Source organism: Vreelandella malpeensis (genome assembly GCF_020622355.1).
Taxonomy (GTDB): Bacteria; Pseudomonadota; Gammaproteobacteria; order Pseudomonadales; family Halomonadaceae; genus Vreelandella; species Vreelandella malpeensis.
Map to the genome: position 1 here is coordinate 780,094 of NZ_WHVL01000001.1, position 23,919 is coordinate 804,012.

Consider the following 23,919-nt stretch of genomic DNA (forward strand, 5'->3'; position numbering starts at 1 on the left):
GCCTCTTGCCTTCGCGCTATCAGCCTAGTGAGATACCATGGATACGCCACCGGACGACCGAATCCCCGATACCGCCGCGCTCTTCGATGACCCCACGCGCCACCCGCTCGAGATCGAGCCCGAGCTTGGCCGCGGGCCCGCGCTTTTTCGCTGGCTGACGCTCGCCATGGAGCATACGATCGCCGCGCTGCTAGTCGCTTTGATCGTGTCGGTGTCCGCCAACGTGGTCGGGCGCGCCGTGCTCAATCACTCGCTCCCTTGGGCCGATGAACTTGCCCGCATGCTCTTCATATGGCTCATCTTTCTGGGTGCCGCCGCGGCCTTCGCGCGTTACGAGCATATCGCGGTCGACATTCTGGTGCAGCGCTTGAAGCCGCGCGCCGCCCACGCCCTCTATCTGTTTCAGCACCTCGTCATCCTCGGACTCATGGGCATCATCGTGTGGGGCGGCGCGCTGGTCGTCGCTCGCGCCTCCAGCCGCACCGCGATTCTCAGCGTGCCCTGGAACCTGATCAATTCCTCGCTGATTCTCTGCGCGGGCTTCATCGCCGCCGTTGCGCTGTGGCGGGCCTACCAGAGCATTCTTTTCATACTCTCGCCGGACACGGCGCCACCTCTCAACGAAGGCCGCTGACCATGCTGTGGATATTTCTGGGCATCCTGTTCGCTTCGCTGGCACTGGGCCTTCCGATCGCCTTCGGGCTCGGTATCGCCGCCGTGGTGATGGCATTCATTTCGGATATTCCGCTGTCGGTACTGATCGAGCAGTCGATTCGTGGGGTCAACAGTTTTCCACTGCTGGCGATCCCGTTTTTCATTCTCGTCGGTGAGGTGATGAGCCAGGGCGGTATCGCGCGCCGACTCATGGATCTGGCAGGCGCCTTGGTGGGCTTCATACGCGGCGGGCTTGGCCAAGTCGCGATCACCGGCTCGATGTTCTTCGGTGGTATCAGTGGCTCGGCGGTCGCGGACACCGCCGCCACCGGGGCAATGATGATCCCGTCGATGACCAAACAGGGCTACAGCGCCCCCCAGGCCACGGCGATCAATACCGTCTCTTCGGTCATCGGCATCATCATTCCGCCCTCGATTCCCCTGATTCTCTACGGCATCGTGACCGAAACCTCGATCAGCCGACTGTTCATCGCCGGTATCGTACCGGGCATTCTGATTGGTCTGGCGTTGATGGCGACCACCTTCATCATGGCCACCATCGGTCATGCCGGACAGACGCGACGCTTTCGTCTCGCGCCGCTCTGGGCCGCCTTCAAGGCGGCCTGGCTTGCGCTGGTCCTGCCGGTGATCGTGATCGGCGGCATCATCGGCGGCGTGTTCACCGCCACCGAAGCCGCCGTGGCCGCCTTGCTCTATTCGCTGCTCATTTCGCTAGTGGTCTACCGCGAATTCAGGATCACCGAGCTTTGGGGCATGCTGATCCGCACCGCTCGCCTCACCGGCATGGTGTTGCTGCTGCTCGCCTTTGCCACCGTCATCGCCTGGTTTCTGACCATCAACATGGTGCCGCAAACTCTGGTGACCCAAGTACAGGCGATTACCCAGGACCCCTTCCTGCTGCTGTTGATCGTGGCAGGACTTTTGTTGCTGGTCGGTTTGGTCATGGACCTGACACCGGCCATGGTGATCATGGCGCCCATGCTGACGCCGATCGTCACCTCGGTAGGGGTCGATCCGGTCTACTTCGGTGTGCTCATGGCGTTCATTCTGGGCATTGGCCTGCTGACGCCGCCGGTGGGCACCTGTCTCTACGTGGGGTGTGGCGTGGGCAAGGTCTCCATGGAGCAACTGGTCAAGGCGATGCTGCCCTACTACGCAGCGCTTCTGGTCGTGCTGGTAGTGTTGATCGCGTTCCCCGGTATCGTGACCTGGCTGCCGGAATTGACCTCGGTTCGTGGCAATTAGATAACGCTTGGCGTGCGCTGTTGGCATAAAGTCGAACAGAGCACGCCGCCAACCTGTCATACCCTATGACAGGAGCACTCACGGCGCATCACGGCGGGTTCAACAACAATCTCAACAGCTATCTCGACAACAATCTCAATAACAATCGAACCGGATATTTTCAAATGAGACTCGAACGTAAGAAAGCGCTCATCACCGCAGCGGGCCAAGGTATCGGCCGCGCCACGGCGCTTCGCTTCGCGGCGGAAGGCGCGCAGGTCGTCGCCACCGACATCAACCCCGCGAGCCTCGAGGCGCTCTCCTCCACGCCCGGTATTACGACACTGACCCTCGACGTCCTGGACCCGGCGGCGATCAATGAACTGGCTGAGAAAGTCGGTGCCATCGATATCCTGTTCAATTGCGCGGGGTTTGTCGCCAGCGGGTCGCTTCTGGACGGTACTGACGCAGACTGGGAGCTTTCGCTGTCGCTCAACGTCATGGCCATGGTACGCATGACCCGTGCCTTTCTACCGGCCATGCTCGATCAGGGCGGCGGCAGCATCATCAACATGGCCTCCGTTGCCTCGAGCCTCAAGGGGGTGCCCAACCGCTGCGCCTACGGCACCTCGAAGGCGGCGGTACTGGGGCTGACCAAGTCGATCGCCAGCGACTACATTGGCCGCGGCATTCGCTGCAACGCGATCTGCCCCGGCACCGTGGATTCGCCGTCGCTGCGCCAGCGCATCGACGAGCAGGCCCTGCAGCAAGGGCGTCCGCGCGACGACGTCTACGCCGACTTCATCGCTCGCCAACCCCAGGGCCGGCTGGGCACTCCGGAGGAAATCGCCGCGCTTGCCACCTATCTTGCCGCCGACGAGTCCGCCTATACCACCGGCACAGCGCAGATCATCGATGGCGGCTGGCTCGTTTGACGCCGTAGGGCTCACCACGCTGACTCTTTCACGCCAAACCGCAGGGCCCGCGAGCCTCGGTTGGCCAATCCCAAAGGAACTACACAAATGAAACTGTTACGTTTTGGCGCCCCCGGGCAGGAAAAACCCGGTATCGTGGACGCGAACGGCACGATTCGCGATCTCTCTGCGCACCTACCCGACCTCGGCGGCGAGCATCTTGATCGCGCCGCGCTCGAGCGGCTCGCGGCGATCGACACCTCGACGCTACCCGAAGTCGCCGCCGACACGCGTTTGGGACCTTGCGTGGCGGGCGTGGGCAAGTTCATCTGCATTGGCTTGAACTACTCCGACCACGCCGCCGAAACCGGCGCCGAGGTACCGCCGGAGCCGGTCATTTTCAACAAGTGGACCAGCGCCATCTGTGGGCCCAACGACAACGTCGTGATCCCGCGCAACTCACAAAAAACCGATTGGGAAGTAGAGCTTGGCGTAGTGATCGGCAAGACCGCCCGCTATGTCGATGAAGCGAGCGCCATGGAGCACGTTGCCGGGTTCTGCGTGGTGAACGATGTCTCCGAGCGCGAGTTCCAGCTCGAACGCAGCGGTACCTGGGACAAGGGCAAGGGGTGCGACACCTTCGGCCCGCTGGGCCCCTGGCTTGTGACACCCGACGAGATCGTGGATCCGCACCAGCTCGACATGTGGCTCGAGGTCGACGGCAAGCGCTACCAGAACGGCAACACCCGCACCATGGTGTACCAGATTCCCTATTTGATCAGCTACCTGAGCCAATTCATGAGCCTTCAGCCAGGCGATGTAATCTCCACCGGTACGCCGCCCGGTGTTGGCATGGGGCAGCAGCCCCAGGTCTACCTCAAGCCCGGCCAGCGTATGCGCCTGGGGATCCAGGGGCTGGGCGAACAGACCCAGACGGTTGTCGCCGAGTCCAACGACCGTCCGCGCTGAGCGATATGACGTGTCGGCGCTGGCGTCTACTCCGATGCTGGCGCCAGGCGCTGCTTTAGCTGGCGGTAGGTGCCGTAGTGACGCTCGAGATGGCGGCGCATGGCGGCTTCCGCCGCGTCCGCATCGCCGGAGGCGATCGCCTCGACGATGTCGGTATGTGCCTTAGTGGCGGCCTGATCCTCGCCTTTTTGCTGCAGCACGTGGGCGCGCCGGTCATCGAGCCACTCCGATAGCGCAACGTGAATGGCATCGAAGATCGGGTTGCGCCCGATACTCGCCAGCACGCCGTGGAAATCGTTGTCTGAACGTTTGAAGCGCGCCTCGTCGCCGATCGCCTCGCGATTGTCCGCCAGCGCCTGGCGCAGCCGCGCCAGATCCTCATCGCTTGCGTTGCACGCGGCGTAGCGTGCCAGCGAGATCTCGAACGCCGCTCGCGCCTCTTGAAAATGCTGCTGCCCGTCCGGCTGGGAAAGAAGTTGCCGCGTGACGCCGGAAAGGCGCGCCATGACGGCCTCCGCCGTAGGGCGAATCACGCGGGCACGAGTGCCGCTGTTGATCGCGATCAACCCCAGCTGCTGCAAATGAAAAAGCGCTTCGCGCACGGCCGGACGCCCGACGCCGAACTGCTCCATCAGCTCACGCTCCGAGGGGAGCCGGTCGTTCTCGCTCAGTCGTCCTTCGAGGATTTCCGCCTCGAGCTGCTCGGCGACCTGCACGGAGAGCGTCTTGCGCTCGATCCGGTATTTACTCATGAAGACTCGTCCTGGCTGATTACAATGATTCAGGCGCTACTCTACTGTATTTTTACGCCCGCACGTTGGGCGCGAGCGCGTTACGCCAGCGCCGACAGCGCCTCGATCCGGTAGCGAGTCGCAATCTCGGCATAGGCGCTCTGGTTGGCACTATCCAGCGGAATACCGCGTGTGTCGCGCTCTGCCTGACAACGCCACTCACGATCTCCCGGCGCCATGACCTGCGCCCCCGGCGTTGCCGGCTGGCGCCGCAGGTCGGCCAGATACGCCTCCAGCCCGCGCGCAAAGCTTCCCTCCTGGGCGAAGGCGTCCGGGTGCAGGGCGAGGAAGAAGTGGCCGACCCCGCGCGGGGTCGCCATATCGGGCCCGTTCATCGGCAACAAGCGAAAGCCGTGCTGCATACCGGAAAGTGCCGAGCTCAGAATCTCGACCATGCCACCGAGCCCCGCCCCCTTGAAGCCGAAATCGCTCCCTCCGAGCGGCAGTAGCGATGCGACCGCTTTCGGGTCGGTGCTCGTCTGGCCATCGGCGCGGGCGGCGACCTGACCGGGGAGCTCACGACCGATCGCGCCGAACTGTTGCACCCGGTTCCAGGGAATCGAGCTGGTCGCCATGTCAAGAAGGTAGGGTAACTCACCCGCCACCGGCGCCGCGAAGGCGATGGGATTGGTACCATGAAACGCACCTGCGCCGTCGTGAAGCTTCACGAACGGGTCGGAGTTGCAAAACGCCATGCCGATATAGCCGTGCTCTGCTGCCGCCAGCGCATAGCAGCCCGCCGCGCCGAAGTGAGAAGAGTGACCCACCGCAACGGCGCCCAGCCCGGTCTTTTGCGCCATCTCGATGGCATGCTCCATGGCCGTGTAGCCCGCCAGATGGCCAAGACCGTTGTCGGCATCGAGAAAGCCCGTGGCTGCCAGGCGCTGATCGAAGCGCATGCTGGGGGTAGCATTGACGCGCCCGCCTTCCAGCGCCTTCAAGTAGTGCGGCAGCAACCTGAGCCCGTGGCTGTCGGTGCCCATACGCGACGCCGTGACCAGCGCGCGGGAGACAGCGTGCCCTGAGGCTTGATCGGCGCCTGCCGCCGCGAGCGCCTGCTGCATGAAGCGGGTCAGGTCTTCGCGCGTCACGCGAACATCAAAGGACTCAGAGTCGAATGAGATGGGCATGAACCGATACTCCTGTCCGCCTTGGCGGCACGTTTAACGATAGATCAGTGAAGGCAGCCACATGGAGATGGCGGGAACGAACGTCACCAGCAAGAGCGAGATGACCAGCGGCACAAGAAATGGCAGGGTTCCGCGCATGCAGCGCTCGAAGCTCACGTTGGAAACGCGCGAGAGCACATAAAGCACCATGCCGACCGGCGGTGTCAGCAGACCGATCATCAGATTGAGCACCATGATGACGCCAAAGTGCACCGGGTCCACCCCTACCGCCACGGCCATGGGCAGCAGTACGGGCACCAGAATGGTAATAGCGGCGATGGTCTCCATGAAGCAACCAACGATGATCAGCACGATATTGGCCATCATCAGTACCGCCAGTTTGCTGTCGGCGAAGTTGCCCATCAGAGCAATGACGTTCTGGGTCACCTGATTGCTGGTCAAAATCCAGGCAAAAATCGAGGCAGCGGAGACGATGAAGAGAATGACCGCCGTGGTCTCGATGGTTTCCATGCTCACCTTGAGCAGTTTTTTCCAGGTCAGGGTGCGGTAGACGATCCCGCCCAGCGCCAAGGCGTAGAAAACCGCCGCCACCGCCGCCTCGGTGGGCGTGAAGGCCCCGGTGATGATACCGCCAACGATGATGATCGGGGTCATCAACGACAAGAACGCGCGCTTGAAGGTATGACCGAGTACGCGCAGCGAGAAGACCGCATCGCGCTGGTAGCCACGCCGGCGCGAGATCAGAAAGATCATCAGCATCAGCATCACCCCCATCAACAGCCCCGGTATCAGCCCGGCGGCGAACAGCTGCCCCACCGAGGCTGACGCCATCACGCCATAGATGACCATCGGCAGGCTCGGTGGAATGATCGGGCCGATGGTCGAGGAGGCGGCGGTGATGCCCACCGCGAACTCCTCGTCGTAGCCGGCATCCTTCATCGCCTTGACCTCGATCATGCCAAGCCCGCCGGCGTCCGCTACCGCCGCGCCGGACATGCCGGAAAACACGATGCTGGCACCGACGTTGACGTGACCCAGCCCACCGCGCATCCAGCCCATCAGGGCCTTGGCGAAATTGAAGATGCGCTCGGTGATACCGCCATTATTCATCAGGCTGCCGGCGAAGATGAAAAACGGGATAGCCAACAGCGGGAAACTATCGATGCCGTTGATCATGCGGTGAGCAACGACGATGTTGGGTACCTGACCAGTGATCAGCACGAACATCAGACATGCTCCGGCCAGGCTGATCGCGATCGGCGCGCCCAGCACCAAAAGCGTGAACAGAGCGAAGAAAAGAAAGGCCAGGTCATGGCCCATCAGGGGCAGAATAACGCAGCCCAGTATCGCCAGTGCCGCCAGTAGCGGCGAAATCAGCGGCCTTTGCCAGCGCATCAAGGAGAGTCGAGACATACCAGGCCTCACGAGTGAAAGGGAACCAGGGTCAATGCCTAGATCGCGTCGCGGTGTTGTCGGTACGTGACGTAGAACCGCTGAAGAGTGCGAAGGGCCATCAATACGAACGCCACGCATACGGTGTAGTAGATCAGGCTCTTGGGAAGGTCGATGGAGACCATCAGGCTACTGGTACGCGCCGCCAACTGATAAGTGATCCAGGCCATCGCCACGAAGAACGCCAGGCTTGCCAGTCCCATCAGGCGCTCGAGCAGCCGTGCCTGCCAGCTCGGCATATAGTGATAGAAAAACTCCACCAGAATATGGCTGCCGTTGCGCGCCGCCATGGCGCTGCCCAGAAATCCCACCACGATCAGCAGGTACCGGGCGACCTCCTCGGTCCAGCCGATCGAGTTGCCCAGCACGTAGCGGCTGAAGAACTGAGCAAAGACGACCAGAATCAAGGCCCAGAACACGAGCAAGGTAACGAAGTCCTCGACGGCGTAATCCTTCCACCTGAAAGGGGCGTCGTCGAACGCGGCCTCGAAATCGACCATCGGGTCGCCTTGGGGCGATACGCTGTCTTGCCTATCGTTCATGGCAGCGGGCTCCTTGCGCCCCGCCGGTCAGCGGGGCGTCGGTCAGAAAAAAGCGGGCGTGGTTTACTGGCCGATAGCCTGGAGGCGCTCGTAGGTCTGCTCGTCCCAGGTCGCGGCACTGCCGTGGTGAGCGGGTAGCACCGCCTCGCGAAAGCGCTCGCGATCCACCTCGTTGATGGTATTGCCCTGCTCCTCGAACCAGGCGACGAGTTCGGCCTCGGCCTGCTGAATGTCGCGGGTGTTGTTCACCGCTGCTTCCTGGAACACCTCGCGAAATATCGCCTGGTCCTCTTCGGAGAGCTGGTTCCAACGCGGCCCGCCCACGATAGTGATCAGCGAATCGGTGATATGGCCGGTCAGGTTGATGTAGTCCTGCACCTCGTAAAAGGCCTTGGCCTTGATCGTCGGCAGCGGGTTTTCCTGAGCGTCGACCACCCCCTGCTGGAGCGCCAGATACACCTCGTCGAAGGCGATCGGCGTCGGGTTGGCGCCCACGGCCCGGGGCATCATCATGTACATGGGGGCATTGGGCACGCGGATCTTGAGGCCCTGCATGTCCTCGGGTTCGTTGATCGGCTTGTTGGAGGTGACGTGACGCTCACCGTAGTAGTTGAGCGCAACCGGCACGCTGCCGGTCTGCTCCTGATACCCTTGAGCGATCTCGTCGAACAGTTCGCTGTCGGCGAAGGCTTGCCAATGATCGAAGTCGCGGAACATGTACGCCGCCCCGGCGATGCCGATCGGCCCATAGGCCCGCCCGGCGAACTGCGTACCGGTATAGATGACATCGACCGTGCCGAGCTCGAGCCCTTCGTTGATATCCTCCTCCTTGCCCAGCGACGCCGCCGGGTACACCTCCATGGTATAGCGCCCGTCGGTACGCTCTTCGATCTGGTCGGCGGCCCACAGGGCCCACTCGTGATACGGTTCGGTGGTTTCGTAGACATGGGCAAAACGCAGGTTCTCCGCCGCGCCGGCAACGCCGACGCTTGCCGTGAATAGCGCAGCACCCAGAAAACAGGAAAAACGAACACGCGTGTAGCGGTTATTGCGCATGAGAGACTCCTCACAACCCTTGGACTTGTTATTGGTCAGTTGCTGTCGGTCAGTGTACGAGCGGTAACGCCATCCGAAACAGACGCTCAGTCTGTATACGTGTCATACCACTTTTTTCAAAACTAGACGCTCGCTTGCTTCCCGACAACCCTACGTCTTCGAACTTTAGTCGTGGTCCATAAAAAGTGCCGGTGCACACTATCCGCGCTGGCGTCTCATGCCATTGGCGTATCGACCCGGCTCTTGACGCTGCGCTAAAGTCGATCATCAGCTGGCATACCTGTCATACAAAGCTCGCAGAGTGACAAGATCCGCCACCGATACTCGAATCCATCATTGACGGAGGTACGCGTGCAATCACTTTCACAAGCGCTCTCGCAACCGCTCTCTTCGAAAGATGTTCTCCCCCGGGATGCCGACCGCGCGCTGCTGGTCGGCCGCGTTTGGCAGGAAGGCGAGCACCCGGGCCCCGTACTGGTCACGGTTCGCCGTGGCCAAGTGATCGATATCACCGAATTCGGCCCCACCATGGCGGATCTTCTCGAGCGCGATGATCTGCGCGACGTGGTACAGAACGCCAGGGGTTCATCGCTTGGCCATATCGACACCCTGGTGGCCAACTCTCAAACCGTGCCGGCCAAGGCCCCCTACCTGCTTGCCCCCTGCGATGTGCAGGCGGTCAAGGCTTGCGGCGTCACCTTCGCCGTCAGCCTTCTGGAGCGCGTCATCGAGGAGCAGGCTGGCGGTGACCCGGCGCGGGCCAAGGCCCTCCGCGATGACCTGCAAGCAGTGATCGGCACCGATCTTTCTCGAATCGTACCCGGCTCCGAGGAGGCCACCGCGCTCAAGCGAGCGCTTCAGGAGAAAGGCGGCTGGTCGCAGTACATGGAAGTGGGTATCGGTCCCGACGCCGAGGTCTTCACCAAGGCGCAGCCGCTCTCGTCGGTAGGGTTCGGCACTACCGTGGGCCTGCATCCAAGCTCGAAATGGAACAACCCCGAGCCGGAAATCGTGCTGGCCGTTGACAGTCAAGGTCGTGTGCGTGGCGCGACGCTTGGCAACGACGTCAACCTGCGCGACGTCGAGGGTCGCAGCGCCCTGCTGCTGGGCAAGGCAAAGGACAACAACGCGTCCTGCTCGCTGGGCCCGTTCATTCGCGTGTTCGACGAGCATTTCGACATCGACACGGTTCGCGCCAGCCAGGTATCGCTTCGCATCGAAGGCGCCAGCGACGGTTTCGTACTCGAGGGTACGAGCGACATGCGCGAAATAAGCCGCGACCCGCTGGATCTGGTGCGCCAGACCGTCGGCGCGCACCATCAATACCCCGATGGCTTCATGCTGTTTCTGGGCACCATGTTCTCCCCCATCGAGGATCGCGATGGCGAAGGCCAGGGCTTTACCCACCATCTCGAGGACCGGGTGTCCATCGCGACGCCATCGCTCGGCACGCTCGTCAATTCCGTGGGGCAAAGCGACAAGCTGCCACCCTGGACCTTCGGCATCCGGGAACTGATGCGTCATCTGGCACGCCGCTAAATCTTCGAGGAGACAACAATGACAACGATCACTCACGTCGACGTTCAGGACATCCGCTTTCCCACCTCGCGCTCGCTCGACGGCTCCGATGCCATGAACGCCGCACCGGACTACTCCGCCGCCTACGTCGTTCTGCACACCGATGACGGGGCGCTCGAAGGCCATGGGCTGACGTTCACGATCGGTCGCGGCAATGAAATCGTGATCACGGCCCTGCACTCCCTGACACCGCTAATTCAGGGACGCACGCTCGACTCGATCACCGATAACATGGGCGCGTTCTGGCGCGAGTTCACCGGCGACAGCCAACTGCGCTGGATCGGCCCGGACAAGGGCGCAATCCATCTGGCGACCGCCGCCATCGTCAACGCGCTGTGGGACATGTGGGCGAAGCGCGAAGGCAAGCCGGTGTGGAAGCTGCTGGTGGACATGAGCCCGGAGCAGTTGGTGCGCTGCCTGGATTTTCGCTTCGTCACCGACGCGTTGACGCCGGAAGAGGCGATTTGCCTGTTGCGCCGCCAGGCACCCGGCAAGGCCGAGCGCGAGGCACACATGCGCCGCGACGGCTATCCGGGCTACACCACCTCGGCGGGCTGGCTCGGCTACAGTGACGACAAGGTGCGCGGCCTTGCACGCGACGCGCTGGCCGACGGTTGGACCCACTTCAAGCAGAAGATCGGCGGCGACATCGACGAGGACGCTCGCCGCGCGGCGCTGCTGCGCGAGGAGATCGGCTGGGACAACGTGCTGATGATGGACGCCAACCAGGTGTGGGAGGTCGATGAGACGGTGCACAAGATGCGCCGGCTGGCCGAGTTCGACCCGCTCTGGATCGAGGAGCCCACCAGCCCCGACGATATCCTTGGCCACGCGGAAATCCGCCATCGCGTCGCCCCGATTGGCGTGGCGACCGGCGAGCACTGCCACAACAAGGTGATGTTCAAGCAGTTCTTCCAAGCCGAAGCGCTCGATTACTGCCAGCTCGATGCCGCCCGCCTAGGCGGACTCAACGAGGTCGTTCTGGTGGTGCTGATGGCGGCCAAGTTCGGCGTGCCGGTCTGCCCCCACGGCGGCGGCGTCGGGCTCTGCGAATACACCCAGCACATCGCCCTGTTCGATTACATCGCCGTCTCCGCCGACCTAGAGGGGCGGGTGCTGGAGTACGTCGATCACCTACACGAGCACTTCATCGACCCGGTCGTGGTCCGCCGCGGCCGCTACCAGGTGCCCGAGGCGCCCGGCTACAGCATCACCATGCACCCCGACGTCCGGGCGCAGCACCGCTTTCCCGACGGCCCGGCCTGGCAGGAGAGTGGCCATGAGTGATACAGACACGTTTCTGGACGAGCTCGAAGCGCTGCTCGGCAAGCCTGGCCTTCTTCGCGACAGCGATGCCATGGCACGCTACGTGAGCGACTGGGCCGGAGAGTCGCTGGGCGCGCCGCTGGCCGTGGCTCGACCCGCAAGCGTCGAAGACGTCGCCGAAGTCGTGCGACGCTGTAATGTTCGGGGTATCGCCATGACGCCCCAAGGCGGCCATAGCGGTCTGGTTGCCGGTGCTCTGCCTGCTCGGGACGGTCAGGAGCTGGTGATCAGCCTGGAGCGGCTCGACCGCGTGCGCGACATCGACCCGATCAACTTCACCATGACCGTGGATGCCGGCTGCATTCTCGAAAACGTCAAGCGCGCCGCCTGGGAGCACGACTGCGATTTCCCGCTTTCCCTGGGCGCCCAGGGAAGCTGCCAGATCGGTGGTAACATCGCCACCAACGCCGGCGGGTTGAACGTGCTGCGCCACGGCATGATGCGTGAGCTGGTGCTGGGGCTCGAGGTAGTGCTGCCCGACGGCCGGCTCTGGCAGAACCTGACCGCACTCCACAAGGACAACCGCGGCTACGCCCTGCAGCAGCTTTTCATGGGCAGCGAAGGCACCCTGGGCATCGTGACCGGCGCGGTATTGAAACTCTCGCCCCGACCGACCCAAAGCCGCTCGGCGCTTCTGGGCATGCCCTCGGTGCAGGCGGTGGTCGATCTTTACAGCCTCGCTCGGCGCGACTGCTGCGACCTGCTGACCGCCTTCGAACTGATTCCAAGGCGCTGCATCGAGCTCGCCATGGAGGCCACACCATCGCTTATTGACCCTATGGATCAGCCCTACCCCTGGTACGTGCTGATGGAAGTCGCCGCGACCGGGCCGATCGATCTCAGCGCCCTGCTGGAGCAGCTTCTGGAGGCGGGCCTGGAGCGCGAGCTGGTGCTGGACGGTGCGCTGGCGGCAAGCGACGCCCAGGCGGCTCAGCTCTGGCAGTTCCGTGAAAGCATGCTGGAAGGGCAGCGCCGACGCGGCGAACATCTGCGCACCGATCTGTCCGTGCCGATTTCGAAAATTCCCGCCTTCGTGAGCGAGGCAAGCGATGCGATCAAGGCCCTCGACGCCGAGTGCGAGATCATCGCGTACGGTCACGTGGGCGACGGCAACCTGCACTTCAACCTTCTTCCACCGCCCACCATGGCAAACGAGAAGAAGAAGGCCTACCTGCATGCCCTCGAAACGCGACTATTCGAGGTGCTCGACGGCTTCGACGGCAGTATCAGCGCCGAGCACGGTATCGGACGCACCAAACGAGAAGCCTACCTCGAGCGGCTCGCGCCTACCGAGCGCGAACTGCTGGAAGGTATCAAGACACTCTTCGACCCCAAAGGCTTGATGAATCCCGGGCGTATCCTGCCACCGCGCTAGAAAAATAAGCGCCCCGTGGGTTTCCCCTCGGGGCGATCGTTCAATCCCCTATTTTAATCCCCTATTTCAATACCCTATCTTAATACCCCATCAGATCCGGAAGCCAGGTCGCAAGCCCCGGAATGGCGATCAGCAGCAGGATGGCGAGCAGCACCGGTATCAGAAACGGCAGCACCGCCTTGACCACCTGCCCGTAGCGAAGCTTGGTGATGCCGACCATCATGAACAGCACCGTGCCGAAGGGCGGCGTGATGACGCCGATCGAGAGCGTGATCACCATCACGATGCCGAAGTGCACCGGGTCGAGCCCGGCGGTGAGCGCGGCGGGCACCACGATCGGGGTGAAGATCAGGATGCTCTCGATCACCGACATGAAGCAGCCGATCAACAAAAAGAACAGCGCGAAGCAGACCAGCAGCAGGATAGTCGGCATCTCGACGGTCGCCACCTGTCCGGCCAGCGCCTGGGGAATGCCCATGCGCACCAGGATCCAGCCGTAGAAGCTCGACACCGCGATGATCAAAAGGATCACCGCGCTGAACATCAGCGTGCGGCGAAAGGCATCAAAAAGGCTCTTCAGACTCAGGTCGCGATAGATCAGCCCGCCGAGAACGATGGCGTAGAGCGAGGCGATGGCGCCGGCTTCGGTGGGCGTGAAGAAACCGCCCCAGATCCCGCCGACGATGATCGCCGGCATCACCAGCGGCAGCACCGCCCGCTTGCCGGTACGCAGCACTTCACGGCTATCGAAGGGCGTGGGCTCGGGCATCTGCACCTTGCCGGTCGCGCCGAGGTAGGCCGTCATGCCCATGAGCAGCAGCGCCATCAGGATGCCGGGGACGATCCCGGCCATGAACAGCCCGCCGATGCTGACGTTGGCCAGCCACCCGTACACCACCAGCGCGATGCTCGGCGGCAAAATCGGGCCGACAACGCTCGAAGCGGCGGTGATCCCGGTGCTGTAATCGAGCGCGTAACCGCGCTCCTTCATCGCCTTGATCTCGATGCTGCCAAGCCCGGCGGCATCCGCCACTGCCGTGCCCGACATGGTGGCAAATATCGAACTTGCCACCACGTTGGCGTGACCGAGCCCGCCCCGGGTGAAGCCCACCAGAGCGGTGGCGAAGTCGAAGATGCGCGTGGTCGTCGAGCCCTGGTTCATGATGTTGGCCGCCAGGATGAACAGCGGAATCGCCAGCAGGGTGAAGTTGTTGAGCGTCTGGATCATGCGCAGCGACAGAAGCTCGACCGGAAGCCCGCCCGCCCCGGTGACGGCCAGCGCCGTGAACGACGTCACGCCGATGGCCACGACCACCGGCAGGCCGATCATCATCAGCGCCAGCAGGCCACCCACGAATATTGCCAGTTCCATCATGACGCCACCCCCTCGGAAGCAGGCGCCAGCCAGGCCACCGGTCCGCGCAGGGTCTGCCACAGCGCGATCAGTGCCATGGCGGCGAAGCTGAACAGGATGGCGTAGTAGAGAAAGGAGAAACTGATGCCCAGCGACACCGTATTGTTATGGGCACTCATGTAGGACATGGTCCAGGCGCCCCACCCCGCAAGCGCGAAGAACAGCGCCGAGATGGCCGCCGTGAGCCGGTACTGGCACTGGCGCCCGAGCGCCCCCAGGCGGTGGCTGAATAGATCCACGACCAGGTGGTCGCTGCGCACCCAGGCGGAAATGGCGCCGAAGGCGACGGCGTACACCGCCAGCAGCGACACCACTTCCTCGGACCAGGGCATTCCCCAGCCCAGCAGGTCGCGGGTCACGACGGCACTGACGATGAGTCCCAGCACGCCGACCAGAAGCGCCACGCCGATGGCGTCGCAGCAGCGGGTGACGGTGCGCAGGGCATGAAAGGCAAAGCGGTCTGCGCCTCGAGCGGGCGACTTGGCTTCGTCCACGAAACGACTCCTTGAATGGTACGTACGCAAAGCGGCGACGACACGGGGCGGCCACGCCGCCCCGCCGTCAGGAAAGGCTGATGCTCAGTCGTCGACCCGACCGGCAGCGAGGGCGTCGTCACGCACACCGTCCGCCATGTTCGACAACACGCGGTCGATGGCCGGCTGCGCCGCTTCGCGGAAAGCAGCGATATCGGGCTCGATCACCATCATGCCCTCCTCCTCGAGCGCATCGCGATAGAAGACGTCGAGCTCGAGCTCCTGCTCGTTGCCGTAAGCGCGCGCCACGTCCACGGCCTCGCCGATCAGCACCTGGTCCTCTTCATCGAGACCCTCCCACCAGCGGGTGCTGGCGACCCAGCTCCAGGGGAACTGGACGTGGCTGGTCATGATGAGATAGTCCTGCACCTCCCAGAGCCTGCGTGTGTAGGGCGAGGAGAGCGAGTTCTCGTGGCCATCCACCTGGCGAGTCTGCATCGCAAGATAGATCTCCGGCGCCGGAACGTTGACCACCTGCGCGCCGATTTCCTGCCATACCTCGAGCCAGATGGGCAGCGACGGCATGCGCAGGCGAAAACCCTGCAGATCCGCCGGGGAGTGGATTTCCTTGTTCGCCGTCATGTGGCGCGGCCCGCGATGCTGAAGGCCCAGAAAAGTCAGCCCGCCACGGCTGCCGGCCCGCTCGATCAGGGTCTGCCCCGACGGGCTTTCGAGGTAGTGGTCCACCTCCTCCCAGGTGGTGAAGAGAAAGGGGACGGTCATGGCATCGTAGTCCGGCGCGTACTGCTGGCGCCAGTTGCCGCCGGTCAGCGCCAGCTGCGTCTGCCCCAGGTTGAGCAGCTCAAGCACCGAATCCTCGCCGCCCAGCGAGCCGGCCAGGAACGGGCGCACGTTGAAGCGTCCGGGGGCCTGCTCTTCAAGGTACTCGGCGAAGCGTTCGATGGCGGCACTTTCCGAGCCGCCCTCGCTCATGGTGTTGTTGACTTGGATCTCGATCGGTTGGGCGAGCGCGAAGGGCGCCGCCGCCAGCATGCCGAGAGTCGTCAGGGTGGCCAGCAGTGTCTTTTGCATGAGATGGGTTCTCTCAATTTATCGTTATGGCGAAGAATGGCGTGTGTCGCGCCCGATCTTGAAACAAGCCGCGCACGCGCTCAAATCGACGTTCATGAAGCACGCCTTCGCGGTTCACGAACTCAGTTCAAATCGAGACGGTCGGCGCCGGTCAGGTGATCGACCAAGTGTCGCGCCGTGACCGGCAGGGTCGCGTAGCGGCGCATGCCCACCACCAGCTCGCGGCGCGCCCAAGGGTCGCTCAGCGGAATGCGTATCAGCTGGAGCGCGTCGAGATCGCGGCCGTCGAGCGTACTTTCCGGCAGGATGCCAATCCCCATACCATGATGGATCATGCGGCAGATGGCGTCGAAGCTGCGCACCTGGATGCGCATGCGCAGCGTCTGTCCGGCACGGCTGGCCTGCTCGTGCAGCAGCGTCTGCAGCGACGCGTCCTGCTGCAGGCCGATGAAGTCATGGCGCGTGGTTTCGAGAAACGCCAGGTTCTCGCGTTCGGCCAGCGGATGCTCGCGGGGCACGACCAGTACCAGCCGGTCACGGCGATACGCCATGACCTCGAGATCGGGCGCCGCCACGTGGCGCGCAAAGATGCCCACGTCGGTGAGCCCGTCGCGCAGCGCCGCGATCACCTCACTGCTGACCCGCTCCTGCAAGTCGAGCTTGATCTGGGGAAAGGCGCGGGCGAAGGCGCTCAGATCCTGAGGCAGAAAGGCGATGATCGCCGAGGTGTTGGAGTGAAGGCGCACGTGACCACGCACGCCGTCGCCATACTCGCTGAGCTCCGCCTGCATGCGTTCGATATCGTCCATGATCCGCCGGGCGTGGTGCAAGAAGGCCTGGCCTGCCGGGGTCAGCTCGACGCCCCGCGGGCGCCGGTAAAGCAGCGTGGTGCCGACCAGCGTTTCCAGATCGCTGATCCGCTTGCTGACCGCCGCCAGCGCCAGGTGCTCGCGCCGGGCGGCGGCGGTCAGCCGCCCTTCGTCCGCCACGGAGATGAAAAGCTTGAGGCTGACGAGGTCGAAACGGCGCATGGAATTCCCTGAATGACGAACGGCGTAAAGCCGAGAGCCACTACTATGACAAAGGCGGTGACAAAAGACGATGCTTCGCCGCCGGCGAAACCTGGTTTGCCCTTTGCCTAATTGTCTCCCGCCCCCTTGCGGGGGCATGCTGCCCGCCATGCCGGCCGTCTCGGCCAGTCATTTCTTCAAGGAGCGATGTCATGAGCGATGCGTCTCGCACGCTACCCCTGGAGGGCCTCAAGGTGCTCGAGCTCGGCCAGCTCATCGCCGGCCCCTTCGCCACCAAGCTGCTTGGCGAGTTCGGCGCCGATGTGATCAAGATCGAGCCACCGGGCACCGGCGACCCGCTGCGTAAGTGGCGAATACTCGAAGAGGGCACCTCGCTCTGGTGGCACGTGCAGTCGCGCAACAAGCGCTCCGTGGCGCTCGACCTGCGAAGCCCAGAGGGCCAGGCGCTGGTGCGCCAGTTGGCAAGCGAAGCCGACGTGGTGGTCGAGAACTTCCGCCCCGGCACGCTGGACGGCTGGAACCTCGGCTGGAAGACGCTCTCAACGCTCAACCCGGGCCTGATCATGGTGCACGTCTCAGGCTACGGCCAGACCGGCCCCTACCGCGACAAGCCCGGCTTCGGCGTCATCGGCGAGGCGATGGGCGGGCTTCGCTACCTGACAGGGCACCCCGGCGAGCCTTCGGTGCGCGTGGGGGTGAGCATCGGCGATTCGCTCTCGGCGCTCTACGCGGTGATCGGCACGCTGCTCGCGCTTCAAGAGCGCCACAAGAGCGGCCTGGGCCAGGAGATCGACGTGGCGCTGCATGAATCGGTCTTCGCCATGATGGAGAGCCTCTTGCCGGAATTCGACGCCACGGGCCAGATCCGCGAACCCGGCGGCAGCGCCCTGCCCGGCATAACGCCGTCAAACGCCTACCGCTGCGAGGGCGATGAGTACGTGCTGATCGCCGGCAACGGCGACAGCATTTTCAAGCGCCTGATGGGCGTGATCGGCCGCCCGGATCTCGCCGAAGACCCGGCACTCGCCCACAACGACGGGCGCAGCCGACAGGCTCGGATGATCGACGACGCGATCGAAGCCTGGACCAGGACGCGCCCGCGCGACGCCATCCTGAAGACGCTGGACGACGCCCGGGTACCGGCAGGCTACCCGTACACCGCCAAGGACATCGCAAGTGACCCGCACTACATCGCCCGCGAGATGATCCAGACCTTCACGCGCGAAAGCGGCGAGCCGCTCAAGGTGCCGGGCGTTCTGCCCAAGCTCAGCGCCACTCCCGGGAGGCTGGGCAACGGCGGCCCCCGGCTTGGCCAGCACACCGAGGACGTGCTCGACGAACTCGGCATCGACCAGGACACCCGCGCCAAGCTGCGCGCCGCCGGCATCATTTGAGGAGCACGCCATGATCCCCCAAGCCCCCTGCCCTGCCACCATCGAGATCAACGAAGTCGGCCCCCGCGACGGCCTGCAGATCGAGCAGCGCTTCATCCCCACGGCGGAGAAGATCCGCTGGATCGACGCGCTCTCGACCACCGGCCTTGCGCGTATCGAAGCCACCTCTTTCACCTCGCCCAAGGCGATCCCCCACCTGGCGGATGCTACTGACGTGGTGAACGGCATAGAGCGCCGCGACGGCGTGGAAATCACCGTGCTGGTGCCCAACCTCAAGGGCACCGAGCGCGCGCTCGCCTGCCGGGTGGACGAGCTCAACCTGGTGATGTCGGCAAGCGCGAGCCACGGCCTGGCCAACCTGCGCATGACGCCGCAACAGTCGATCGAACGCTTTTCCGAGATCGTAAGCATGGCGCGCGAAAGCGGCGTGTTCATCAACGCCTCGCTCTCCACTACTTTTGGCTGCCCCTTCGAAGGCGTGGTACCCCAGGCGCGCGTACTGGAACTGATCGAGCAGTTGGTGGCACTGGGTATCGATGGGGTGACGCTGTGCGACACCACCGGCATGGCCAACCCCGCCCAAGTCAAGGCGCTGTGCGAGGCGGTCATCACCCGCTGGCCCTCTACCGCCTTCACCCTGCACGTGCACAACACCCGTGGCATGGGCCTGGCCAACGCCCTGGCCGCCTGGCAGGCGGGCATCACCCGCTTCGATGCCGCCCTCGGGGGCCTCGGCGGCTGCCCCTTCGCCCCGGGGGCGACGGGCAACGTCTGCACCGAGGATCTGGTGCACATGTTCGAAGCGATGGGGGTGAATACCGGCGTGGATCTGGACGCCCTGCTGGAAGTGGCCGCCACGCTACCCGAGCTCGTCGGGCATGAGGTGCCCGGGCAGGTGGTCAAGGCGGGGAAGTGGGACCGGCGTTATCCGGTGCCGGCGCGTTAGGCCGGCCCCACCACATGCTTCACTTCCAGATAAGCACTCAGCCCCCAGGGCCCCAGCTCGCGGCCGATGCCGCTTCGCTTGAAGCCGCCCCAGGCGGTTTCCGGTAGTACCAGCTGCTCGGAGTTGTACCAGATGCTGCCGGCCTTGAGTTGACGGCCGATGCGCCTGGCGCGATCAACGTCGCCGCTCACCACCGTGGCGGCGAGGCCAAAGTCGCTGTCGTTGGCAAGCGCGATCGCCTCGGCCTCATTGCGGACGCTGCGCGCGCAGAGCACCGGGCCGAAGATTTCCTCGCGCCACAAACGGCTTTCTACCGGCACGTCGCGGTAGAGCGTAGGGGCGGCGAAGTAGCCCTGCTCGGGCAAGGTGTAGCGGGTGTGATCGCGCACCGCCACGAGCCCTTCCTGCTCGGCGATCTTCAGGTAGGCGTTGACCGCCTCGCGCTGTTTGGCGCTGGTCAGCGGGCCTAAGTCGGTGCCCTCGACCAGCGGGTCGCCCAGAGTGAGCGCGTCCATTCGCGTGGCGAGCGCCTCAAAGAGCGCCTCGGCCACGGCTTCGTGCACGATAAGGCGCGAGGTCGCCGAGCAGATCTGGCCGGCGTTAAAGTAAATGCCCGCCATGACCCAGTCGGCGGCCTGAGAAGGATCGGCGTCCTCCATCACGATGATCGGCGACTTGCCGCCGAGCTCCAGCGATACCCCGGCGGTGCGGGCGGCGGCGGCCTTCATCACCGCCTCACCCACCCGGTTGCTGCCGGTGAACGACACTTTATCCACGTCTGCATGGCTTGCCAGCGGCGCGCCGATGCCCTCGCCGTCGCCGTTCAAGAGGTTCAGCACGCCGGCGGGCAGATTGATGTCGAGCGCGATCTCTGCAAGCGTTTGCTCTGGCAGCGGTACTATCTCGGAAGGTTTGAGCACCACGGTACAGCCGGCGGCCAGCGCAGGTGCCAGCTTCCAGGCGCTGGTCACCAGCGGAAAGTTCCAGGGTGTGATCAGCCCGACCACGCCGGCAGGATCGAAGTAGGCCCGCGCCTCGACGCCTTCCATCCCGACCTCGACCCGCTCGCCCTGGCGCTCGCCCAGCGCGCGGGCCTGCCCGGCGTAGTAGCGGTAGCAGGCGATTGCGTCGTCGAGATCGATGCCGGCCTCTGCCAGCGGTTTGCCGTTATTGGTGGCACTGAGTTCGATCAGCGCCTCGCGGCGCGCCGTCAGCGCGTCCGCGAAGCCTTCGAGGTACTCCGACCGCGCCTGGCCGCCCAGCGCCTGCCACTCAGGCTGCGCGGCGCGAGCCGCCGCCACGGCGGCGTCGACGTCGGCCGAATCCCCTACCGTGGCCCGAGCAATTACTTCCTCGCGATAGGGATCCATCACATCGAGCGTACGAGTCGCGCTGGAGGCCACCCACTGGTTGTCGATGAACTGCTGATCGAGGATTTTCATGGGGCATCCTTTCGTGTAACGCTGCGCTGCCAGGCGCTAGCGTCGATTTCGATGAGAAGCGGGCGGCTAATATCGCGCTCGGCAAGCGCCGCCGCCAATTCAACCGGGCTTTCGATATGAATGGTCGGGCAGCCAAAGCCGTCGGCCAGGGTCATGAAATTCGGCGCCTGAAGATCCACGCCGAGTCGCGCGACGCCGTTGTCATCCATGTAACGGCGGATCTCCTCGTACCCTGCGTTGTGCCACAGCAGGATGACCACGGGAATCCGCTCTTCGACGGCGGTGGCGAGTTCCGAGAGCGTAAACATCACCCCACCGTCGCCCACCAGCGCGACCACGGGAAGCGGCGGTTGAGCGAGCTTTGCGCCGAGCGCGGCGGGCAACCCGTAACCCAGCGTCCCGTAGCCGGTCGAGGCGTTGAAGTAGCGCCGGGGCGCGGGCTGGCTGACCAAGTGATTACCGGCGTAGACCGGCGCGGTGGAGTCGCCTACTAGCACCGCCTCGGGCAGCTGCTCGGCAAGGGTTTCGTAAAGCGGCACGAAGGGGGCAAGCGCCGGATCGTTTGCCAGATCGAGTTCCGCTAGCGCCTTGCTGACCCGCTCGGCGCCGCCGCGCGATAACGGCTCGGGGAAATACTCGGCGAGCAGCGCCAGCGTACGCCCGGCGTCGCCCACCAGGCCCAGCGTGGTCGTTTGATTGCGCACCAGCTGCTCGGGGTCGATATCCACGCGAATCAGCGTGCCGGTCAGCTCGAAGCCATCGTCGAACACTACGTCAACATCGGTTTCGCCGAGCTCGGTGCCCACGGCGAGAATCACGTCGGCATTCGAGGCCAGCCGCCTTACCGCAGGGAGCGCGGCGTTGGCGCCAAGATCCAGCGGGTGCCCTCGCCCCAGAAGCCCCTTGGCGTTGATGGTGGTCACCGTTGGCGCGTCGAGGCGCTCTATCAGCGTACGAGCGGCTTGAGAGGCGTCTTCGCAGCCGCCGCCCAACAGCACCAGCGGGCGCTTCGCCGCTTTCAAAAGCTGGGCCGCTTCACGAAGGCCTTCCGGGTCCGGCGCGGCGCGGTAAAGTTTTGGCGCCTGCCAGCACCGGGGCGGCGTGGCCGGGGCGTTGAACAGATCGATCGGGATCTCGATATGCACCGGCCCCGGCCGCGCGCCTCTAAACACCGCAAAGGCGCGGGCCAGTACCTCGGGCAGCGTGTCGGCGTCGAGCAGCGTGTGGCTGAAGCGCGCTACCCCACTGACCAACTGCCGCTGGCTGGGCAGTTCGTGCAGCCGGCCCTGGCCCAGCCCCAGCGTATCGCGGCGGTTGACGCTCGAGATCACCAGCATCGGAATCGAGTCGGCGAGCGCCTGCCCCATGGCGGTGGCGATATTGGTCATGCCGGGGCCGGTGATGATCAGGCAGACCCCTGGCTTGCCGCTCGCGCGAGCGTAGCCATCGGCCATAAAGCCCGCGCCCTGCTCGTGGCGCGGCGTGACGTGGAGAACCTCGCTGCCTTCGAGGCTCCGGTAAAGCTCAACCGTGTGAACGCCGGGGATGCCGAAGAGGGTATTCACGCCGTAGGTATCGCGTAAAAGGCGAATCAACAGCTCCGCGCAGGTCATCGTGTCGTGCTCTTTCATCTAAGCTCCTTAAAAGACGATGGTATGCGCGATCAGGGCGATGATCGGCAGCGTAATCGCGGTGCGCAAAAGAAACACCGCCGCCAGCTCCCACAGCGCGATGGGGATTTTCGACTTCAGCAGCAGCGCGCCGATTTCCGACATGTAGACGAGCTGCGTCATCGAAAGACACGCGATCACGAAGCGGGTGAGCTCGCTGTCGATATTGGTCGCCAGCACCGCCGGCAGGAACATGTCGGCAAAGCCCACCAGCGTCGCTGGCGCGGCGGCCTGAGCTTCGGGCAGACGTAATAGTTCGAGCACCGGCACCATCGGGTAGGAGAGCCAGGTAAAGAGCGGCGTGAACTCGGCCAGAATCAGCGCCACGGTGCCGATGGCGAACACCAGCGGTAAGAGTGTCAGAAAGATATCGATGACGTTGATCAGCGCCAGTTTGGTGAGTTGGCCCGGCCCCGGCGCGTCGGCAGCGCGGCGGGTGGCCTGCAACAGGCTGTAGCGGAAAAGCCCCACTTTCTCGGTATTTTCTTCACAGATCTGACAGCCCACCGACTCATGGTAATCATCGGCCTTGAGCGACAGCGGCGGAATGCGCGACACGATGATCGCAGCGATCAGCCCGGAAACCACCACGGTGAAATAGAACGGCACGAACAGATGATTCAAGTCGACGAAGTTGATCACCAGCAGGCTGAAGGCGATGGATGCCACGGAGAAATTGGTGGCGATCACCGAGGCTTCTCGGCCGCTGTAGAAGCCTTGCTCGTACTGCTGGGAGGTGATCAGCACGCCGACGGTGCCCGAGCCCATCCAGGAAGCGGTGGCGTCGATGGCGCTACGCCCCGGCAGATTGAAGATGAGGCGAAACGGCTTGCGCACCAGGCTTCCGATGAACTCCATGAAGCCGAACTCCACCAGAAACGGCAGCAGAATGGCGGCGAAGAAGAAGAACGTCAGCAATACAGGCGCAAGGTCGTTGAGCATCACCCCACCAGTGAACGAGGCGGTGACGAAGGCAGGCCCCACCTGAAAGTAGGTCATCACCACGAAGATGGCGCCCAGAATGCGCAGCACCACCCACAGCCAGCCGACCTGAAACATGTCGCCAAAATGGCCGCCTTTGGCCCAGGCCGGGTTCGCGGCTTTTACGTAGAGCGTGACGATGACCGACACGCACAGCACCACCATGGCGATCAGCGGCAGCGCCTCGCCGAGTAGCGCCTGCAGGCCGTTGGCCATCATCCCCATGCCGATATTGACCGACTCACCGGTTTGAAACGGTATCAGAAACAGCAGCACGCCGATGATCGACGGAATCAGGAACTTGAGCAGATGGCGACGCGGGATGGGGCCGTCCGCATCGCGCCCAGCGCGTAACGTTTGAGAGTCATACATGATGGTCACCTGTTGGATATGATTGTTCAAGGTGGGCTGGCGGCGTTTGCAGGGAAGGCTCGACCTTCCTTT

The 23,919-nt window shown here is 63.9% G+C and carries 21 protein-coding genes; 9 read left to right on the top strand and 12 right to left on the bottom strand.

Features of this window, described 5'->3' with window-relative positions:
* Positions 1–37: 37 nt before the first annotated feature.
* The 4 genes from GEV37_RS03550 (at position 38) to GEV37_RS03565 (ending at position 3,782) form a co-directional block, all read left to right on the top strand.
* The gene (locus GEV37_RS03550; RefSeq protein WP_227388792.1) at positions 38–634 is read left to right on the top strand and encodes a TRAP transporter small permease; all 597 of its coding nucleotides are present in this window, start codon (positions 38–40) and stop codon (positions 632–634) included.
* A gap of 2 nt (positions 635–636) precedes the next feature.
* Positions 637–1,920, top strand: coding sequence for a TRAP transporter large permease (locus tag GEV37_RS03555; protein WP_227388793.1), 1,284 nt, complete (start codon positions 637–639; stop codon positions 1,918–1,920).
* A 164-nt stretch (positions 1,921–2,084) separates the two neighbouring features.
* On the top strand, positions 2,085–2,834 hold the full coding sequence (locus GEV37_RS03560) for an SDR family oxidoreductase (protein WP_227388795.1): 750 nt from the start codon (positions 2,085–2,087) through the stop codon (positions 2,832–2,834).
* An 87-nt stretch (positions 2,835–2,921) separates the two neighbouring features.
* A complete protein-coding gene (locus GEV37_RS03565) occupies positions 2,922–3,782 on the top strand; it encodes a fumarylacetoacetate hydrolase family protein (RefSeq protein ID WP_227388796.1) in 861 nt (286 codons plus the stop codon).
* A gap of 26 nt (positions 3,783–3,808) precedes the next feature.
* Here GEV37_RS03565 and nanR read toward each other — a convergent pair whose 3' ends face one another.
* The 5 genes from nanR to GEV37_RS03590 all read right to left on the bottom strand — a co-directional run bounded on the left by nanR (position 3,809) and on the right by GEV37_RS03590 (position 8,753).
* Positions 3,809–4,534, bottom strand: a complete 726-nt coding sequence (gene nanR / locus GEV37_RS03570; protein ID WP_227388797.1) for a transcriptional regulator NanR — start codon at positions 4,532–4,534, stop codon at positions 3,809–3,811.
* Between the two features lie 80 nt (positions 4,535–4,614).
* A complete protein-coding gene (locus tag GEV37_RS03575; RefSeq protein WP_227388798.1) occupies positions 4,615–5,703 on the bottom strand; it encodes an Ldh family oxidoreductase in 1,089 nt (362 codons plus the stop codon).
* A gap of 33 nt (positions 5,704–5,736) precedes the next feature.
* A complete protein-coding gene (locus tag GEV37_RS03580) occupies positions 5,737–7,116 on the bottom strand; it encodes a TRAP transporter large permease (RefSeq protein WP_227388799.1) in 1,380 nt (459 codons plus the stop codon).
* A gap of 38 nt (positions 7,117–7,154) precedes the next feature.
* Positions 7,155–7,697 (bottom strand): TRAP transporter small permease, encoded by a 543-nt coding sequence (locus GEV37_RS03585; RefSeq protein ID WP_227388800.1) that lies wholly within the window; start codon positions 7,695–7,697, stop codon positions 7,155–7,157.
* 63 nt (positions 7,698–7,760) lie between these two features.
* On the bottom strand, positions 7,761–8,753 hold the full coding sequence (locus GEV37_RS03590) for a sialic acid TRAP transporter substrate-binding protein SiaP (RefSeq protein WP_227388801.1): 993 nt from the start codon (positions 8,751–8,753) through the stop codon (positions 7,761–7,763).
* Positions 8,754–9,104: 351 nt separating this feature from the next.
* On the opposite strand from GEV37_RS03590, the gene GEV37_RS03595 reads away from it, so the two are divergent.
* From GEV37_RS03595 to GEV37_RS03605, 3 genes are read left to right on the top strand one after another with little or no spacing between them, the layout of a single operon-like run.
* On the top strand, positions 9,105–10,292 hold the full coding sequence (locus GEV37_RS03595) for a fumarylacetoacetate hydrolase family protein (RefSeq protein ID WP_227388802.1): 1,188 nt from the start codon (positions 9,105–9,107) through the stop codon (positions 10,290–10,292).
* 18 nt (positions 10,293–10,310) lie between these two features.
* The gene (locus GEV37_RS03600; RefSeq protein WP_227388803.1) at positions 10,311–11,618 is read left to right on the top strand and encodes an L-fuconate dehydratase; all 1,308 of its coding nucleotides are present in this window, start codon (positions 10,311–10,313) and stop codon (positions 11,616–11,618) included.
* Entirely contained in the window at positions 11,611–13,032 is a 1,422-nt protein-coding gene (locus GEV37_RS03605) for an FAD-binding oxidoreductase (RefSeq protein WP_227388805.1), read from the top strand. The genes GEV37_RS03600 and GEV37_RS03605 overlap by 8 nt, the downstream gene beginning before the upstream one ends.
* 79 nt (positions 13,033–13,111) lie before the next feature.
* On the opposite strand, the gene GEV37_RS03610 is transcribed toward GEV37_RS03605, so the two are convergent.
* The 4 genes from GEV37_RS03610 to GEV37_RS03625 form a co-directional block, all read right to left on the bottom strand.
* Positions 13,112–14,407 carry a TRAP transporter large permease gene (locus tag GEV37_RS03610; RefSeq protein ID WP_227388806.1) on the bottom strand — a complete coding sequence of 432 codons (1,296 nt, stop codon included), beginning with the start codon at positions 14,405–14,407 and terminating at the stop codon, positions 13,112–13,114.
* Complete coding sequence (locus GEV37_RS03615; RefSeq protein ID WP_227388807.1) at positions 14,404–14,940, bottom strand: TRAP transporter small permease; 537 nt, start codon at positions 14,938–14,940, stop codon at positions 14,404–14,406. Before GEV37_RS03615 ends, GEV37_RS03610 begins: the two co-directional genes overlap by 4 nt.
* An 84-nt stretch (positions 14,941–15,024) precedes the next feature.
* Complete coding sequence (locus GEV37_RS03620; RefSeq protein WP_227388809.1) at positions 15,025–16,011, bottom strand: TRAP transporter substrate-binding protein; 987 nt, start codon at positions 16,009–16,011, stop codon at positions 15,025–15,027.
* A gap of 122 nt (positions 16,012–16,133) precedes the next feature.
* Entirely contained in the window at positions 16,134–17,042 is a 909-nt protein-coding gene (locus tag GEV37_RS03625; protein WP_227388810.1) for a LysR family transcriptional regulator, read from the bottom strand.
* A 191-nt stretch (positions 17,043–17,233) separates the two neighbouring features.
* Between GEV37_RS03625 and GEV37_RS03630 the strand changes: the two genes are divergently transcribed.
* Positions 17,234–18,436: a CaiB/BaiF CoA transferase family protein gene (locus GEV37_RS03630; RefSeq protein ID WP_227388811.1), complete on the top strand. Its 1,203-nt coding sequence runs from the start codon at positions 17,234–17,236 to the stop codon at positions 18,434–18,436.
* A gap of 10 nt (positions 18,437–18,446) precedes the next feature.
* Positions 18,447–19,382: a hydroxymethylglutaryl-CoA lyase gene (locus GEV37_RS03635; RefSeq protein WP_227388812.1), complete on the top strand. Its 936-nt coding sequence runs from the start codon at positions 18,447–18,449 to the stop codon at positions 19,380–19,382.
* On the opposite strand, the gene GEV37_RS03640 is transcribed toward GEV37_RS03635, so the two are convergent.
* Genes GEV37_RS03640 through GEV37_RS03650 form a run of 3 tightly spaced genes read right to left on the bottom strand, consistent with a single transcriptional unit; the run spans position 19,379 to position 23,847 of the window.
* A complete protein-coding gene (locus GEV37_RS03640; protein ID WP_227388814.1) occupies positions 19,379–20,824 on the bottom strand; it encodes an aldehyde dehydrogenase family protein in 1,446 nt (481 codons plus the stop codon). The genes GEV37_RS03635 and GEV37_RS03640 overlap by 4 nt on opposite strands.
* Positions 20,821–22,455: a 5-guanidino-2-oxopentanoate decarboxylase gene (locus GEV37_RS03645; RefSeq protein ID WP_227388816.1), complete on the bottom strand. Its 1,635-nt coding sequence runs from the start codon at positions 22,453–22,455 to the stop codon at positions 20,821–20,823. Before GEV37_RS03645 ends, GEV37_RS03640 begins: the two co-directional genes overlap by 4 nt.
* A gap of 9 nt (positions 22,456–22,464) precedes the next feature.
* Complete coding sequence (locus GEV37_RS03650) at positions 22,465–23,847, bottom strand: YjiH family protein (RefSeq protein WP_227388817.1); 1,383 nt, start codon at positions 23,845–23,847, stop codon at positions 22,465–22,467.
* Positions 23,848–23,919 lie beyond the last annotated feature (72 nt).